Below are 14,005 nucleotides of genomic sequence, written 5' to 3' on the forward strand. Positions count from 1 at the left end.
ACTAACAAAATTTAATAATAGATAAACTGTAATAATGGACAGATTTTCATTCCTAAACGCAGCTCATTCTCAGTTAATTGAGGATTTATACCAACAATACTTAAAATTCCCGGATTCTTTAGAACCATCATGGAAAGCCTTTTTTCAAGGCTTTGATTTTGCATTGGAGAACTACAGTGATGACGACAGCATTCAGATTGTACAGAATTCTGTGAATTCTGCACCTGCAGTTCAGCAGATTTCTCAGGCAGCAGTCAATGGTGAAGTTCCGGAGCATATCAAAAAAGAGTTTAAAGTGGTAAATCTTATCGAGGCTTACAGAACGAGAGGTCACTTATTCACAAAAACCAATCCTGTCCGTGAAAGAAGACATTATACGCCGACTTTAGATATCGAAAATTTCGGTTTAGATCAATCAGATTTAAATACAAAATTCAACTGCGCTACAGAAACAGGGATGAAAGGTCCTGCAACTTTACAGGAGTTGATCAGACATCTTGAGAACATCTACTGCGACTCAATTGGTGTAGAATATACCTATATCAACAATGTTGAAGAGAAAGACTTTATCAAGCAGTGGATTCAGGTAAACGAAAATCATCCAAGCTTAAATGCAAACGAAAAAACTGAGATTTTATTAAAATTAAATCAGGCTGTAGCATTTGAAAACTATCTTCACACAAAATTTGTAGGTCAGAAAAGATTTTCATTGGAAGGAGGTGAAACTCTTATTCCTGCTTTGGATCAATTGATTTCAAGGTCTTCTCAATTAGGAGTTGATGAGGTTGTTTTGGGGATGGCTCATAGAGGGAGATTAAATGTTTTGTCTAATATTTTCGGGAAATCTTACAAGCAGATTTTCTCAGAATTTGAAGGGAAAGAATTTGAAGAAGATGTATTCTCAGGTGATGTTAAATATCACTTAGGTTCGTCTAAAAAAATAAAAACGGCGTCAGGAGAAGAAGTTTCTATCAACTTGACTCCGAACCCATCTCACTTAGAAACTGTTTCTGCTTTGGTAGAAGGTATTTGCCGTGCAAAAGTAGATGACCGATACAAAGGTGATTTTTCTAAAATTTTACCAATCGTTATTCATGGTGACGGAGCTCTTGCCGGACAGGGAATTGCTTACGAAGTTGCTCAAATGATGACTTTGGAAGGTTACAAAACCGGTGGAACTGTTCATATCGTTGTGAACAATCAGGTTTCATTTACTACAAACTATGCAGACGCAAGATCTTCAACATATTGTACAGATATTGCTAAAGTTACAGAATCTCCTGTAATGCACGTGAATGCAGATGATGCTGAAGCGGTAGTTCATGCAATCCACTTTGCGGCTGATTTCAGAGCTAAATTTGGTAAAGATGTATATATTGATTTATTAGGCTACAGAAAATATGGTCATAACGAAGGGGATGAGCCAAGATTTACACAGCCTAATTTGTATAAATTAATTTCAAAACATCCGAATCCAAGAGAAATTTATAAAGATAAATTGATTCAGGACAGCGTGATTTCTGATGAAGTTCTTAAAACTATGGAAACTGATTTCAAAGCGCTTTTAGATAAAGACTTTGACGCTTCCAAAGAGATTGAGAAAAACGTAATGGATTTATTTATGTCAGAAGACTGGACTAATTTCCCGATTGCAAAAAGAGGAGCCGTTCAGAATGCTGTTGATACAAAATATGATTTGGCTAAATTGAAAGAGTTGGCAATCAAAATGTCAACCCTTCCTGCTGATAAAAAATTCATTAATAAAATTACAAGGCTTTTTGATAACCGTCTGAAAGCGATTGATGCCAATTCTTTAGACTGGGCATTAGGAGAATGGTTGGCTTATGCTACATTGCTTACAGAAGGGCATAATGTAAGAATTTCCGGTGAAGATGTTGAAAGAGGAACTTTTTCTCACAGACATGCTGTCATTAAAACTGAAGATACGGAAGAAGAATATATTCCATTAAGACACGTTTCAGAAAGTAGATTTGATGTATTCAATTCTCACCTTTCAGAATATGGAGTTTTAGGATTTGATTATGGTTATGCGATGGCATCTCCAAACACGTTAACGATCTGGGAAGCTCAGTTCGGAGATTTCGTGAATGGAGCACAGATTATCGTTGACCAATATTTGGCTGCAGCAGAAGAAAAATGGAAGATTCAGGATGGTTTGGTGATGTTATTACCTCACGGTTCAGAAGGACAGGGAGCAGAGCACTCTTCAGCAAGACTGGAAAGATTTCTTACACTTTGTGCTAATGAAAATATGGTGGTGGCGAATATTACCTCTCCTGCCAATTATTTCCACTTGTTGAGAAGACAGTTAAAATGGTCTTTCAGAAAACCATTAATTGTAATGAGTCCGAAATCTTTGTTAAGACACCCAAAAGTGGTTTCTCCGCTTGAAGATTTCTCAGAAAAAGGATTCCAGCCTATTTTAGATGATCCTACAGCTGATCCTAAAAAGGTTGAAAAATTAGTTCTTTGTTCTGGTAAATTGTACTTCGAACTATTAGCTAAAAAAGAAGAATTAAATTGTGAAAATGTTGCTTTAGTGAGATTTGAGCAGTTATATCCTCTTCAGACTGATGCTATCGAAGCTGTTTTTGCTAAATATGAAAACAAAACATCAATCGTTTGGGCTCAGGAAGAACCGGAAAATATGGGAGCTTGGTCTTACATTTTAAGAAATTTCAGAGACACAGGGATCCAGGTAATTTCCCCGGTAGCAAGTGGTGCTCCGGCTCCCGGAAGTCACAAAATGTTTGAGAAAAACCAAAACTTAGTAATCAACAGAGTTTTTGACAGAGATGATGCTCCTGCAAAAAGACCTGTTACCGCTTAATTTTAAATAATATTCAATTAAAAAATAAAAAATACTCAATATGTCAATTTTAGAAATGAAAGTTCCTTCACCGGGCGAATCAATTACAGAAGTTGAAATTGCAACTTGGCTTGTAAAAGATGGTGATTACGTAGAAAAAGATCAACCTATCGCTGAAGTAGATTCAGACAAAGCAACTCTTGAATTGCCTGCAGAACAAAGTGGTATCATCACTTTAAAAGCTGAAGAAGGTGATGTGGTACAGGTAGGTCAGGTAGTTTGTTTAATTGATATGGATGCTGCTAAACCTGAAGGTGCTGCTGCTCCTGCTGCTGAAGCTCCAAAACAGGAAGAAGCGCCTAAAGCTGCTGAACCTGCAAAACAAGAAGCTCCAAAACCGGCTCCTGTTGCTGCTCAATCTTACGCTACTGGTTCTCCTTCTCCGGCTGCAAAGAAAATTCTTGACGAAAAAGGAATTGACGCTTCTCAGGTTGCAGGACAGGGAAGAGACGGCAGAATCACTAAAACTGATGCTGAACTGGCTGCTGTTCCTGCAATGGGCGGAAATTCATTAACTGCTACAGGTACAAGATCTACAACAACAACAAAACTTTCAGTTCTTAGAAGAAAAATTGCTCAGAGATTGGTTTCTGTAAAAAACGAAACTGCGATGTTAACGACTTTCAACGAAGTTGATATGTCTGAAATTTTCAGATTAAGAAAGCAATATAAAGAAGAATTTGCTCAGAAGCACGGGGTAGGACTTGGTTTCATGTCTTTCTTTACAAAAGCGGTTACAAGAGCTCTTAAATTATATCCGGATGTGAATGCATCAATCGACGGAGATTTTAAAATTAATTATGATTTCTGCGATATTTCAATTGCGGTTTCAGGTCCTAAAGGATTGATGGTTCCTGTATTGAGAAATGCTGAAAATATGTCTTTTAAAGGTGTTGAAGCTAATATCAAAGATCTTGCGGTAAAAGTAAGAGACGGTAAAATTACAGTTGACGAAATGACTGGTGGTACTTTCACGATTACAAACGGAGGTACTTTCGGATCAATGTTGTCAACTCCTATTATCAACCCTCCTCAATCTGCAATCTTAGGAATGCATAATATCATTCAGAGACCGGTTGCAGTTGACGGACAAGTTGTGATTCGTCCGATGATGTACGTTGCGATGTCTTATGATCATAGAATTATCGACGGAAAAGAGTCTGTAGGATTCTTGGTTGCTGTAAAAGAAGGTATCGACAATCCTGTTGAGTTCTTACTTGGCGGTGATGAGAAGAAAGGTTTAGAGCTTTAATTGATTATTTCAATATAATTTACAATCTCGCCTTTCAAAAAAAGGCGAGATTTTTGTATAAAATATAAAAACCAACAAAATGTTTTCTAAAATTACTTCGAATATCAAGGTGTCTGTGACGCCTGAATATGATAGCAAAAACAGTTATCCTTCCGAAAACCGATTTGTTTTTAAGTACAATATTGTGATTGAAAACGAAGGGGATTTTCCTATAAAAATTCTAAAAAGAAAATGGTTGATTTTCGATGTAGGATTTGGATTTACAGAAGTTGTAGGTGATGGTGTAATCGGTCTCACTCCGGAAATAGTTCCTAATGATCAGTTTGCTTATTTTTCTAACGTAATGCTGCGCTCGGGAGTAGGTAATATGAGCGGTAAATATTTGGTAAGGAATGAAGAAACGCAGGAGAATTTTGAGATTGATATTCCCAAATTCAATTTACTTTCGGCAATTCTTATCAACTAAAAATATTTTGCTAAAGTTTTTTTAGCTTTGATTGGAAACTCTCTTGAATTTCCTCATTCCTTGTGATGAATAGTTTTTCGAAAGCTAATAAAGAGATTCTTGCGCAAGCTTCTGCATCGTCTCCGGCTCTGTGATGTTTAAATTTGATCTGATGTGTCTCTGCCAGATGTTTTAAGCCATATTTCGGAAGATAGTTCCATGATTTTTTTGCCACCTGAATGCTGCAGAGATAGTTTAAATTGGGTTTAAACATTCCATAATAATCAAGACAACTTCTTAGAACCCCTGCATCAAAACTCGCATTGTGAGCGATCATTAAAGTTCCGTACATCATTTCCTGAACTTCATACCAAATTTCGTCAAAAGTTGGTGCATCTTTTACATCATTTGGCAAAATTCCGTGTACATCGATATTTCTTTGGTTAAAATAAGGAAAACTAGGCGGTTTGATGAGCCAGGTTTTAGTAGAGATAATCTGTGAATTTTCAACTACGCAAATTCCCAACTCGCAAGCCGAATGTCTTTCGTGGGTAGCCGTTTCAAAATCTATTGCGCAGAAATCCATAAATTATTGTAAATGATAAGTAATTGTTGATTTTAACTTTTTTTACCTCCTAAAAAGTGCTTAAAAATGAGCCATTCAGTTTGATAATATTTTTTGATCTGGTTATTTTGTCTGAGTTTCAAAGTTCCCGGAATATGTGTGTAAAAACCAAAATGTCCCCGTAAAACTGCCCAAAGATGTGAAAAACCATTCTTGTAAGCAAAATAAAAAGCTGCCGCTCCGTCGAGAATCATTCTTGAAAATAATACCCAGATCAAATTCGGAAACGGTAAATTTTTCAACATCATTGAAAGATTATTTCTGATGTTTAAAAAAGTTTTTTGAGGACTTTGTTTGTTTAAAGTTCCGCCGCCAACGTGATAAACTTTTGATTTTCCGGTGTAGTATATTTTTTTACCAGAATTTTTTAATCTCCAGCACAAATCAATTTCTTCCTGATGGGCAAAGAATCTTTCGTCAAAGCCATTTTGTTCCCAAAAATCTTTAGATCTGATAAATAAACAACATCCTGAAGCCCAGAATATTTCAGTCTCATCATCATATTGACCTTTATCTTCTTCCACATCGTCAAAAACACGACCTCTGCAGTAAGGATAGCCTAAATTGTCAATCAATCCGCCTCCTGCTCCTGCAAATTCGAAATAATTTTTATGAGTGAAAGACAAAATTTTTGGTTGAATTGCTGCAATTTGAATGTTTTTTTTAAACAAATCTAAAATAGGATCAACCCAGTTTTCTGTTACTTCTACATCAGAATTCAGAAGACAGTAAAATTCTGCGTCAATTGATTTTAAACCTTCATTATAACCTCCTGCAAAACCATAATTTTTATCATTTCTGACGATTTTAACTGTGGGAAACTGAGTTTGCAGAAAATTTACGGAATCATCTGTAGAAAAATTATCAATAACATACACTTCAGCATTTTGGGAATAGCTGATTACGCTTGGAAGAAATTTTTCAAGCCAGTTTTTTCCGTTCCAGTTGAGAATGACAATTGCTAAGTTTTCAGACATTGCTTTTTAAATTTTTTCAGAATCAAAAGTTTTGATAGAATCCTGATATTTCCATTTTCTGTGTGACCAAAGATAATTATCGGGTCTTTTTTTAATGGTATTTTCAAGCAAATGATGAAACTTTCTGACCACCTCATTATTGACGAATTTTTCCCCATCAGGTTCGATTCTGTAATAATTAATCTGATAATGACCTCGTTTTACTTTCTTCATCTCAGTGTAAATAAAAATCATATCCATTCTTGTCGCCAATTTATCATAACCGATAAAAGCCGGTGTTCTTTGATTAAGAAATTCTAATCCGTAGTTGACGTGAGATGAGTGAGGTGTTTGATCTGCAACAAAAAGATAAATGGAATCACCATCATTTTTGCTCCTGAAAATATTCATGATTACTTCGTTGGCTTCCAAAGCTTCATTTCCAAATTTACTCCTTACTTTCTTCATCTGTTTTTCCCAAAATTCACTGTTTACCTTTCTGTAAACGGGATGACAGTTGTTTTGCGGAACTACGGTTGCCAAAGCATTCATCCATTCCCAATTGAAGACATGACCTGCCAAAAGAATAATGTTTTTACCTTCCTGTTTGGCTTCGTGAAACAGATGTTGATTGATGTGCTGCATTCTCACCCGCGTCTCTGTCTTAGACATGGTAAATGACTTTACCGTTTCAGCCAAATAATCTGAGAAGTTTAAATAAAATTTCTTTCTGATTTCGGCAATTTCTTTAGCCGATTTTTCCGGGAATGAATTTTTAAGATTCTGGGTGATGATTTTCTTTCTGTAACCGACAAAATTATAATTTAAAAAGAAAATAATGTCCGAAAAAATATACAATATTTTAAGCGGCATCTTCGAAATTAAGTAAAGTATTTTGATCAGAAAATTCATAAAGTTTACAAATTTAGCAATAATAAAATTATGGTTTCATTTTTGCTGCAAATAAGTATTATTTTTTTAATTTTATAGTATGAAATCGCCGTACTTTAGAATCACAAAGCCGATATAAAGTGCGCGATTACATATGATCTTTTAAACAATTTTAATTTACATATGAAAAAGATTTCAAAAAACATAGCAATTCTGGGATTTCTCTTCATTGGAAGTTTAGCGTTTGCTCAAAATACAAAAGAAATTCCGGCAGTAAAAAATTCTGATGATAAAGCTCTGATTGTAAAAACAGATCATCAGGAACTTGAAGCCAAGAAAAAAGCTGCTGAAGAAAAAGCGAAACTCCCAAAACCTTATGATGCCAAAGCAGATGCTGAAAAAGATATTGAGAATTTGGTTGCAAAAGCTAAAAAGGAGAAGAAAAACATTATGATTCAGGCGGGAGGAAATTGGTGTATCTGGTGTTTGAGGTTTAACCAATATGTGCAGACAACTCCTGAACTTAAAAAATTGGTAGATGATAATTATTTGTATTACCATCTGAATTATTCACCGGAAAATAAAAACGAAAAAGTTTTTTCTAAATATGGAAATCCAGGAGATAAGTTTGGTTATCCTGTGTTTATTGTTTTAGATCAAAACGGGAAGATGATTCATGTGCAGCAAAGTGATGTTCTTGAAGAAGGAAAAGGGTACAGTCTTGAAAAAGTAAAAGAATTTTTCAAGACATGGACTACTACAAAATCATAACAAAAAAACCGAGAATTTTCTCGGTTTTTTATTTTACAAAAGTTTCTTAATCCACTTTATTTTATTTTCAGAGTAGGGCGGGTATTTCAAATCCGGTTCTCCCCAAGTTACACGATCTAAAACTGCTTTTTGATGCGAAAAAGTTTCAAAACCAAATTTCCCGTGATAACTTCCCATTCCTGAGTTTCCAACTCCGCCAAACGGAAGATTATCATTTCCTAAATGCATGACCACATCATTGATACAACCGCCTCCAAAAGATAATTTTTGCGTAAACAGATTTTTTTCTTCATTATTATTTGTGAAAAGATATGCTGATAAAGGTTTTTCTAATTCTAAAACAGAATTCAATGCCTGATGAAAATTGGTAAATGAAATTACCGGAAGTATCGGTCCAAAAATTTCTTCCTGCATCACATCATCTTCCCAATTGACATTATATAAAATTGTTGGTTCTATGAAAAGAATTTCTTCAGTGCATTTCCCTCCAAAATAAATTTTGTCAGGATTAATCAGTTTCACAAGTCTTTCGAAATTTTTCTTGTTGATAATTTTTGTGTATTGTTCAGAATTTGGTTCGTACTTAAATTCATTGATATATTTTCTCAGTATTTCTAGAAATTGCTCTTTCACTGATTCCTCAACTAAAATGTAATCTGGTGCAACGCAGGTTTGTCCGGCATTTAAGAACTTACCCCAAACAATTCTTTTGGCAGCAACTTCTATATTAGCTTCTTTAGTGACGATTACGGGTGATTTTCCACCCAATTCTAATGTTACGGGAGTCAAATGCTCTGCGGCAGCTTTATAGACGATTTTACCAACTTTTGTACTTCCTGTAAAAAATATTTTGTCGAATTTTAATTTTAAAATTTCCGTTGTCTCATCAATTCCGCCCTCAAAAACGTAAATGTATTCTGGTGGAAAATTTTCATTGATAATTTTCGCCATTGCTTTCATTGTGTTTTCCGCCATTTCACTGGGTTTTAGGATACAGCAGTTTCCGGCGGCAATTGAGGCAATTAAAGGCGATAAAGAAAGTTGATAAGGGTAATTCCAAGCTCCGATAATTAAAGTGCAACCAAGAGGCTCAGAGTGAATTTTACTGGTTGCAATCTGATTGGATAAATTGGTGGTAACTTTCTTCGGTTTTGAAAGTGAAGTTAAATTTTTCAAATAATAATCAACATCTTTCAGAATAAATGAAATTTCTGTAACATATGTTTCAAACTGAGATTTTCCAAAATCTTTATCAATCGCTTCGTAGAGTAAATTTTCATTCTGAATAATTAAGTCTCTCAGTTTTTCAAGATAAATTTTTCTGAATTTTACATTTTTGGTTTTATGTGTATTGAAGAATTCTCTTTGCGATAAAAGTATATCCTGATAATTCATTTTCTGTAATTTAATAATAATGGAATAAGGTAAAAAATATGCCAAAGTAACTGCACAAAAAAAACCACTTCGTAAGAAGTGGTTTATATATTTGAGAAAATCTCTTGAAATCTTAAGCTTCTTCAGCTGGAGTTTCTTCTACCTTTACAGGCTTAGGAGCAGCTGGTTTAGGAGCTTCTACCGGAGCATCAGATACTACATCAAACTCGAAGTTGTACTCTACATTTCTGTGAAGTCTAACTACTGCAGTTACTTTACCAGTTCTCTTAATCGTGTTTCCTGGGATTTTAATGTATTTTTTCTCAACTTGTACACCAGCTTTAGCCAATGCTGCAGAAAGATCTGCATTGTTGATAGATCCGAATAATTTGTCACCAGAACCTACTTTTGCAGGAATAGTGATAGAAGTTTTCTTCAATTGATCAACGACAGCGTTTGCAGCAGCAACCAATTTAGCTTCTTCTTCTTTTCTAGCTTCCAAAGTAGCCTCTAAAGTCGCTTTGTTTTTTGGTGTAGCTAAAAGAGCGATTCCCTGAGGTAACAAGAAGTTTCTTGCGTAACCTGGTTTTACATTTACTGTATCGAATTCAAGACCTAAGTTTTCTACGTCTTTTTTAAGGATAATTTCCATTGTTGTTGTCCGTTTTTTAGTTTTAGAGAAAAGAACAAAGAAAAAAGAAGAAAGACTGTTGTCTTAAAAATTATTTCTTTTCTTCAATCTAAAAATCGTTAGAATTAATTATTTATTCAGCAACTTAAAAAAAGAGAAAAAGACTAAAAATCTTTTCTCTTTTCTCTTGTTTCTTTTTTGTCTTATTTTAATAAGTCAGCTACGTAAGGCATCATTGCAAGGTGTCTTGCTCTTTTGATTGCCGAAGAAACTTTTCTTTGGTATTTTAAAGAAGTACCAGTATATCTTCTTGGTAAAATTTTACCTTGCTCGTTAACGAACTGTAATAAGAAATCAGCGTCTTTGTAATCAACGTGCTTGATTCCGAATTTTTTGAATCTACAGTACTTTTTATCAGTTTTTGTATTGATATCAAGTGGAGTAAGGAATTTTACTTCAGATTCACCTCCAGCAGAGGCTTGTTTAGCCATATCATCTATTGCCATGTCTTTGTCTTTTTTAAATTTGGGGTTAGTAATTAAGCTCTTGAAGCTTTAAGTTTAGTTCTTCTAGTTACAGCGTACTCTACAGCGTGCTTGTCTAGTTTTGTAGTCAGGTAACGAATTACTCTTTCGTCACGTTTGAATGCCAATTCTAAGTCAGCAACTACAGTTCCTTCACCTTTAAACTCGATTAAAGTGTAGAATCCATTCTTTTTTAATTGAATTGGATAAGCTAATTTCTTCAATCCCCAATTTTCTCTAGTGACAATCTCACAGTTTTTTTCTTTGATAAGATCTTCAAATTTTTTCACTGCTTCCTCCACCTGAGCATCAGATAGAACGGGAGTTAAAATGAAAACAGTTTCGTAATTGTTCATAATGTAAATGAATTTGTTAATTATTTCGAGGTGCAAAAATATGAATTATATTTATAATACACAATGAATCAGATGTTATATGATGAAATTATTTAATGATTTTTGTGGATTTAAATTTTTAAATAGAAAAATCTAAACCGTTTCATTTTCTTTACTTCTAATTTCAGCAAGGAAATTAACTTTCAACACATCATATAAGGAATGCCTGCTTACTAATATTGAAGCAATGGAAGAAACCATTCCTGCCAACATCAGGTGGAAAATCAATGAATGTCTGTCTGTCATTTCCAAAACGATAATTGCGGAAGTAAAAGGAGCTCTTGTAATTCCTGTAAGAAATGCAACCATTCCTGCAAGAATTACCACATTTGTTTCATTTGGAGTTAAATGAATTGCTCCTGAAATAACCGACCCTATACTTGCACCTGCTGTCAAAGCCGGAGCAAAAATTCCACCTGCGCCACCAGAAGTAAAAGATAGGGCAGGACCCAACATTCTTAGAATAGGAACATACCAGTCTTCATGCTTATCCTGAGTGAAAAGGACACGTTCCATAATTTCTTTACCCGAACCTAAAATTTCTTTACTGATGAAAAAGGAGATAGAAGCAATAATTAAAGCACATAATATTAAAAAGGCTACATTGGCTCTGTCATTTTTTAATTTTCTTTTCTTCCACTCATTGATTTTAAGCATGGTTACCGAAAGCTGACTTGCCAAAATTCCTGCAACTCCACCAACTAAAATAATAGGAAACATCACCATTAAGGAAACATCATTTGTTTTCGGATAACCTAAATATAAATAAGAACCAGCTAAAGTCTGTGCCGTTAAACCTGCAATGATTACCGCTGTGAAAAGTGCTGTTTTAAAGTAATTAATATGTGTTTTTGAAAGTTCTTCAACCGCAAATACAATTCCACCAAGCGGAGTATTGAAAGCAGCTGCCAATCCTGCGGCGGCGCCAGTCATAATCATATTTTTCTTCGAAATTTTCGGCCACCATTCCGGAAGATATTCATTGACTTTTCTAAAAATTGAACCGGCAATCTGAATAGTTGGACCTTCACGACCTACTGCACCACCTCCAATTACTAAAACAACGGAAGAGATGATTTTAAAAACAATAATTTTTAAGCTTAAAAGACTTCGTATTTTTTTGTGTTCTTTCGGGTTTGCCAATTCTACGGCAGCCATCACTTGTGGAATTCCGCTGCCTTTTGCGTTGGGTGCAAATTCTTTTACCAGCCACCACGACAAAACAAAACCGATCGGAGCAACAATAAAGATCATCCAGTCGTGCCAGTTAAGCATCCAATCTAAAAGCTTTTCTCCCCAAGCGAAAATTTCAGCATACATCACTGCAAAAAAACCGGTAATCACTGAACCAATCCAAAAAGGAATTGCCTGAAGCAGGTTGTACTTCAGTTGTTCGTTTCGGATGTTGTCGAAGGATTTTTTGAGTCCTTTGCGGATCGATAACAAAATTTTGCGCATAACTCAAAAATAGATTAATTTTTATTAAAATGAAAATTTCAGGTGTTAATGATGTTTAATAATTTCGATATTTATAATTACAGATGTGATTATTTAATACAGTACATAATTTTCAGGAATAATTAGGATCAGTAATTAACAGCTGGCTTGTCATGCTGTAAGCATCTCTATAAGTTTATTTAGATTCCACCGCAATGACAAATTTAGCGTTGGATGACAAATAAAAAGGCTGTTGAATAATAATTTGGATTAGGACTTTTGAATAATTGTAACAGCATCTTTGTCATTCCGGGGGAATCTAAACAACGCATATAAAAGCCATACCGAGATTCCTACGGAATGACAAACTTTGTGTGCTAGAATAACAAAAAAACCTCCGGAAAAATCCGAAGGTTTATATTTAAAAGAACAATTGGCAATTACTCATTACCAATTATCCATTACTTATATCTCAGTGTTAAGATCCCAATTTTGCAGGTAATCGTGAACGTGCTTCAACATCATTCCACCTAAAGAACCGTCTACCACTCTGTGATCGTAAGAGTGAGACATGAACATTAACTGACGGATTGCAATCACATCACCATCTTTAGTCTCAAGAACAGCAGGTTTTTTAACGATTGCTCCAATGGCCATAATTGCAACCTGAGGTTGAGGAATAATAGGAGTTCCCATCAAATTTCCAAAACTTCCTACATTTGAAATTGTATAAGTAGCTCCTTGAGTATCTTCTGGTCTTAATTTTTTGTTTCTTGCTCTATAAGCCAAATCGTTGATTGCTTTTGCCAATCCGGAAAGTGACAACTGATCTGCGTTTTTGATTACAGGAACGATAAGGTTTCCGTCTGGTAAAGCAGTTGCCATACCAATATTGATGTTTTTCTTCTTAATGATATTATCACCATTAATAGAAACGTTGATCATTGGGAAATCCTGAATTGCTTTCACAATCGCTTTCACGAAAATTGGCATGAAAGTCAGTTTTTCACCTTCACGTTTTTCGAACATGTCTTTGTTTTTAGCTCTCCATTTTACAACGTTGGTTACGTCTGTTTCGATGAAAGAAGTCACATGAGGAGCAATATGTTTTGCTTTTACCATGTTTTCAGCGATGATTTTTCTCATTCTGTCCATAGGAATGATCTCGTCACCTGCAGCTACTGAAATTGTAGAAGCAGGAGCTGAAGTTACCGCTGGTGGAGTAGACGCTGCCTGAACCGGAGCAGATTGTTGTGGAGCTGATTGAGGCTGATTTCCTCTGTTGGAAACGTGTGCCAAAATATCTTCTTTAGTGATTCTTCCTTCTAAACCGCTCCCTTTAATGGTTTTCAGTTCAGTTTCAGAAATATTTTCCTGTTGAGCAATAGATTTTACAAGAGGTGATAAGTAAAGATCACCCGAAAATTCTACGTGAGAAGTAGAAGTTGGATTTAAAGGCTTTTCAATTGCTTTGATTGTTTCTGCATCCGGAGCTGGAGTTTCAGTTTTTACTTCTTCTGCAGCTGTGCTTCCGCTTTCTCCTTCAATTTCTAAAATAGCGATGGCTTCACCTACTTTTGCAACTTCGTCTTTTTGTTTAAGGATTTTTACAATTTTCCCCGAAACCGGTGTTGGTACATCCGAATCTACCTTGTCTGTTGCAATTTCTACTACCGAATCATCTTCTTTTACCTGATCACCTTCATTGAATAACCAAGTGATCACCGTAGCTTCCATCACGCCTTCACCCATAGAAGGAAGCAATAATTTGTATTCTGCCATTTTCTAATTTTAGATTTTGACAAATATATAAA

13 protein-coding genes are annotated in these 14,005 nt (G+C 35.1%); 4 read left to right on the forward strand and 9 right to left on the reverse strand.

The window, feature by feature from the left end; genetic code table 11:
* The first annotated feature begins 34 nt into the window (after positions 1-34).
* The 3 genes from K0R77_RS08820 to apaG all read left to right on the forward strand — a co-directional run bounded on the left by K0R77_RS08820 (position 35) and on the right by apaG (position 4,608).
* Positions 35-2,851, forward strand: a complete 2,817-nt coding sequence (locus tag K0R77_RS08820; protein WP_300351282.1) for a 2-oxoglutarate dehydrogenase E1 component — start codon at positions 35-37, stop codon at positions 2,849-2,851.
* A gap of 40 nt (positions 2,852-2,891) precedes the next feature.
* Positions 2,892-4,142: a 2-oxoglutarate dehydrogenase complex dihydrolipoyllysine-residue succinyltransferase gene (odhB, locus tag K0R77_RS08825; protein ID WP_300351285.1), complete on the forward strand. Its 1,251-nt coding sequence runs from the start codon at positions 2,892-2,894 to the stop codon at positions 4,140-4,142.
* 79 nt (positions 4,143-4,221) lie between these two features.
* Complete coding sequence (gene apaG, locus K0R77_RS08830) at positions 4,222-4,608, forward strand: Co2+/Mg2+ efflux protein ApaG (protein WP_300351287.1); 387 nt, start codon at positions 4,222-4,224, stop codon at positions 4,606-4,608.
* 10 nt (positions 4,609-4,618) lie between these two features.
* On the opposite strand, the gene K0R77_RS08835 is transcribed toward apaG, so the two are convergent.
* The 3 genes from K0R77_RS08835 to K0R77_RS08845 are packed head-to-tail and all read right to left on the reverse strand — an operon-like array spanning position 4,619 to position 7,080.
* The gene (locus tag K0R77_RS08835; RefSeq protein WP_300351290.1) at positions 4,619-5,173 is read right to left on the reverse strand and encodes a 3'-5' exonuclease; all 555 of its coding nucleotides are present in this window, start codon (positions 5,171-5,173) and stop codon (positions 4,619-4,621) included.
* Positions 5,174-5,205: 32 nt separating this feature from the next.
* On the reverse strand, positions 5,206-6,189 hold the full coding sequence (locus tag K0R77_RS08840) for a glycosyltransferase family 2 protein (RefSeq protein WP_300351292.1): 984 nt from the start codon (positions 6,187-6,189) through the stop codon (positions 5,206-5,208).
* 6 nt (positions 6,190-6,195) lie between these two features.
* Positions 6,196-7,080: a lysophospholipid acyltransferase family protein gene (locus K0R77_RS08845; protein ID WP_300351295.1), complete on the reverse strand. Its 885-nt coding sequence runs from the start codon at positions 7,078-7,080 to the stop codon at positions 6,196-6,198.
* Between the two features lie 162 nt (positions 7,081-7,242).
* Here K0R77_RS08845 and K0R77_RS08850 point away from each other — a divergent pair, with 162 nt between their 5' ends.
* Complete coding sequence (locus K0R77_RS08850) at positions 7,243-7,830, forward strand: thioredoxin family protein (protein ID WP_300351298.1); 588 nt, start codon at positions 7,243-7,245, stop codon at positions 7,828-7,830.
* Positions 7,831-7,863: 33 nt separating this feature from the next.
* Here K0R77_RS08850 and K0R77_RS08855 read toward each other — a convergent pair whose 3' ends face one another.
* The 6 genes from K0R77_RS08855 to K0R77_RS08880 all read right to left on the reverse strand — a co-directional run bounded on the left by K0R77_RS08855 (position 7,864) and on the right by K0R77_RS08880 (position 13,973).
* Positions 7,864-9,225, reverse strand: coding sequence for an aldehyde dehydrogenase (locus tag K0R77_RS08855; RefSeq protein WP_300351301.1), 1,362 nt, complete (start codon positions 9,223-9,225; stop codon positions 7,864-7,866).
* Positions 9,226-9,337: 112 nt separating this feature from the next.
* Complete coding sequence (gene rplI / locus K0R77_RS08860; protein ID WP_300351304.1) at positions 9,338-9,856, reverse strand: 50S ribosomal protein L9; 519 nt, start codon at positions 9,854-9,856, stop codon at positions 9,338-9,340.
* Between the two features lie 182 nt (positions 9,857-10,038).
* Positions 10,039-10,341 carry a 30S ribosomal protein S18 gene (rpsR, locus tag K0R77_RS08865; RefSeq protein WP_034757623.1) on the reverse strand — a complete coding sequence of 101 codons (303 nt, stop codon included), beginning with the start codon at positions 10,339-10,341 and terminating at the stop codon, positions 10,039-10,041.
* A 32-nt stretch (positions 10,342-10,373) separates the two neighbouring features.
* Positions 10,374-10,715 carry a 30S ribosomal protein S6 gene (gene rpsF, locus K0R77_RS08870; RefSeq protein WP_264750155.1) on the reverse strand — a complete coding sequence of 114 codons (342 nt, stop codon included), beginning with the start codon at positions 10,713-10,715 and terminating at the stop codon, positions 10,374-10,376.
* A gap of 132 nt (positions 10,716-10,847) precedes the next feature.
* A complete protein-coding gene (locus K0R77_RS08875) occupies positions 10,848-12,212 on the reverse strand; it encodes a chloride channel protein (protein WP_300351316.1) in 1,365 nt (454 codons plus the stop codon).
* 444 nt (positions 12,213-12,656) lie between these two features.
* On the reverse strand, positions 12,657-13,973 hold the full coding sequence (locus tag K0R77_RS08880; RefSeq protein WP_300351319.1) for a dihydrolipoamide acetyltransferase family protein: 1,317 nt from the start codon (positions 13,971-13,973) through the stop codon (positions 12,657-12,659).
* Positions 13,974-14,005: the final 32 nt, after the last annotated feature.

Origin of the sequence: Chryseobacterium sp. (genome assembly GCF_029240215.1) — a bacterium.
In the GTDB taxonomy this organism is placed as follows: domain Bacteria; phylum Bacteroidota; class Bacteroidia; order Flavobacteriales; family Weeksellaceae; genus Chryseobacterium.

Coding starts and splice junctions, on each gene's coding strand:
- K0R77_RS08820 (WP_300351282.1), top strand. CDS start 35: ATGGACAGATTTTCATTCCTAAACGCAGCTCATTCTCAGTTAATTGAG.
- odhB (WP_300351285.1), top strand. CDS start 2,892: ATGTCAATTTTAGAAATGAAAGTTCCTTCACCGGGCGAATCAATTACA.
- apaG (WP_300351287.1), top strand. CDS start 4,222: ATGTTTTCTAAAATTACTTCGAATATCAAGGTGTCTGTGACGCCTGAA.
- K0R77_RS08835 (WP_300351290.1), bottom strand. CDS start 5,173: ATGGATTTCTGCGCAATAGATTTTGAAACGGCTACCCACGAAAGACAT.
- K0R77_RS08840 (WP_300351292.1), bottom strand. CDS start 6,189: ATGTCTGAAAACTTAGCAATTGTCATTCTCAACTGGAACGGAAAAAAC.
- K0R77_RS08845 (WP_300351295.1), bottom strand. CDS start 7,080: ATGAATTTTCTGATCAAAATACTTTACTTAATTTCGAAGATGCCGCTT.
- K0R77_RS08850 (WP_300351298.1), top strand. CDS start 7,243: ATGAAAAAGATTTCAAAAAACATAGCAATTCTGGGATTTCTCTTCATT.
- K0R77_RS08855 (WP_300351301.1), bottom strand. CDS start 9,225: ATGAATTATCAGGATATACTTTTATCGCAAAGAGAATTCTTCAATACA.
- rplI (WP_300351304.1), bottom strand. CDS start 9,856: ATGGAAATTATCCTTAAAAAAGACGTAGAAAACTTAGGTCTTGAATTC.
- rpsR (WP_034757623.1), bottom strand. CDS start 10,341: ATGGCAATAGATGATATGGCTAAACAAGCCTCTGCTGGAGGTGAATCT.
- rpsF (WP_264750155.1), bottom strand. CDS start 10,715: ATGAACAATTACGAAACTGTTTTCATTTTAACTCCCGTTCTATCTGAT.
- K0R77_RS08875 (WP_300351316.1), bottom strand. CDS start 12,212: ATGCGCAAAATTTTGTTATCGATCCGCAAAGGACTCAAAAAATCCTTC.
- K0R77_RS08880 (WP_300351319.1), bottom strand. CDS start 13,973: ATGGCAGAATACAAATTATTGCTTCCTTCTATGGGTGAAGGCGTGATG.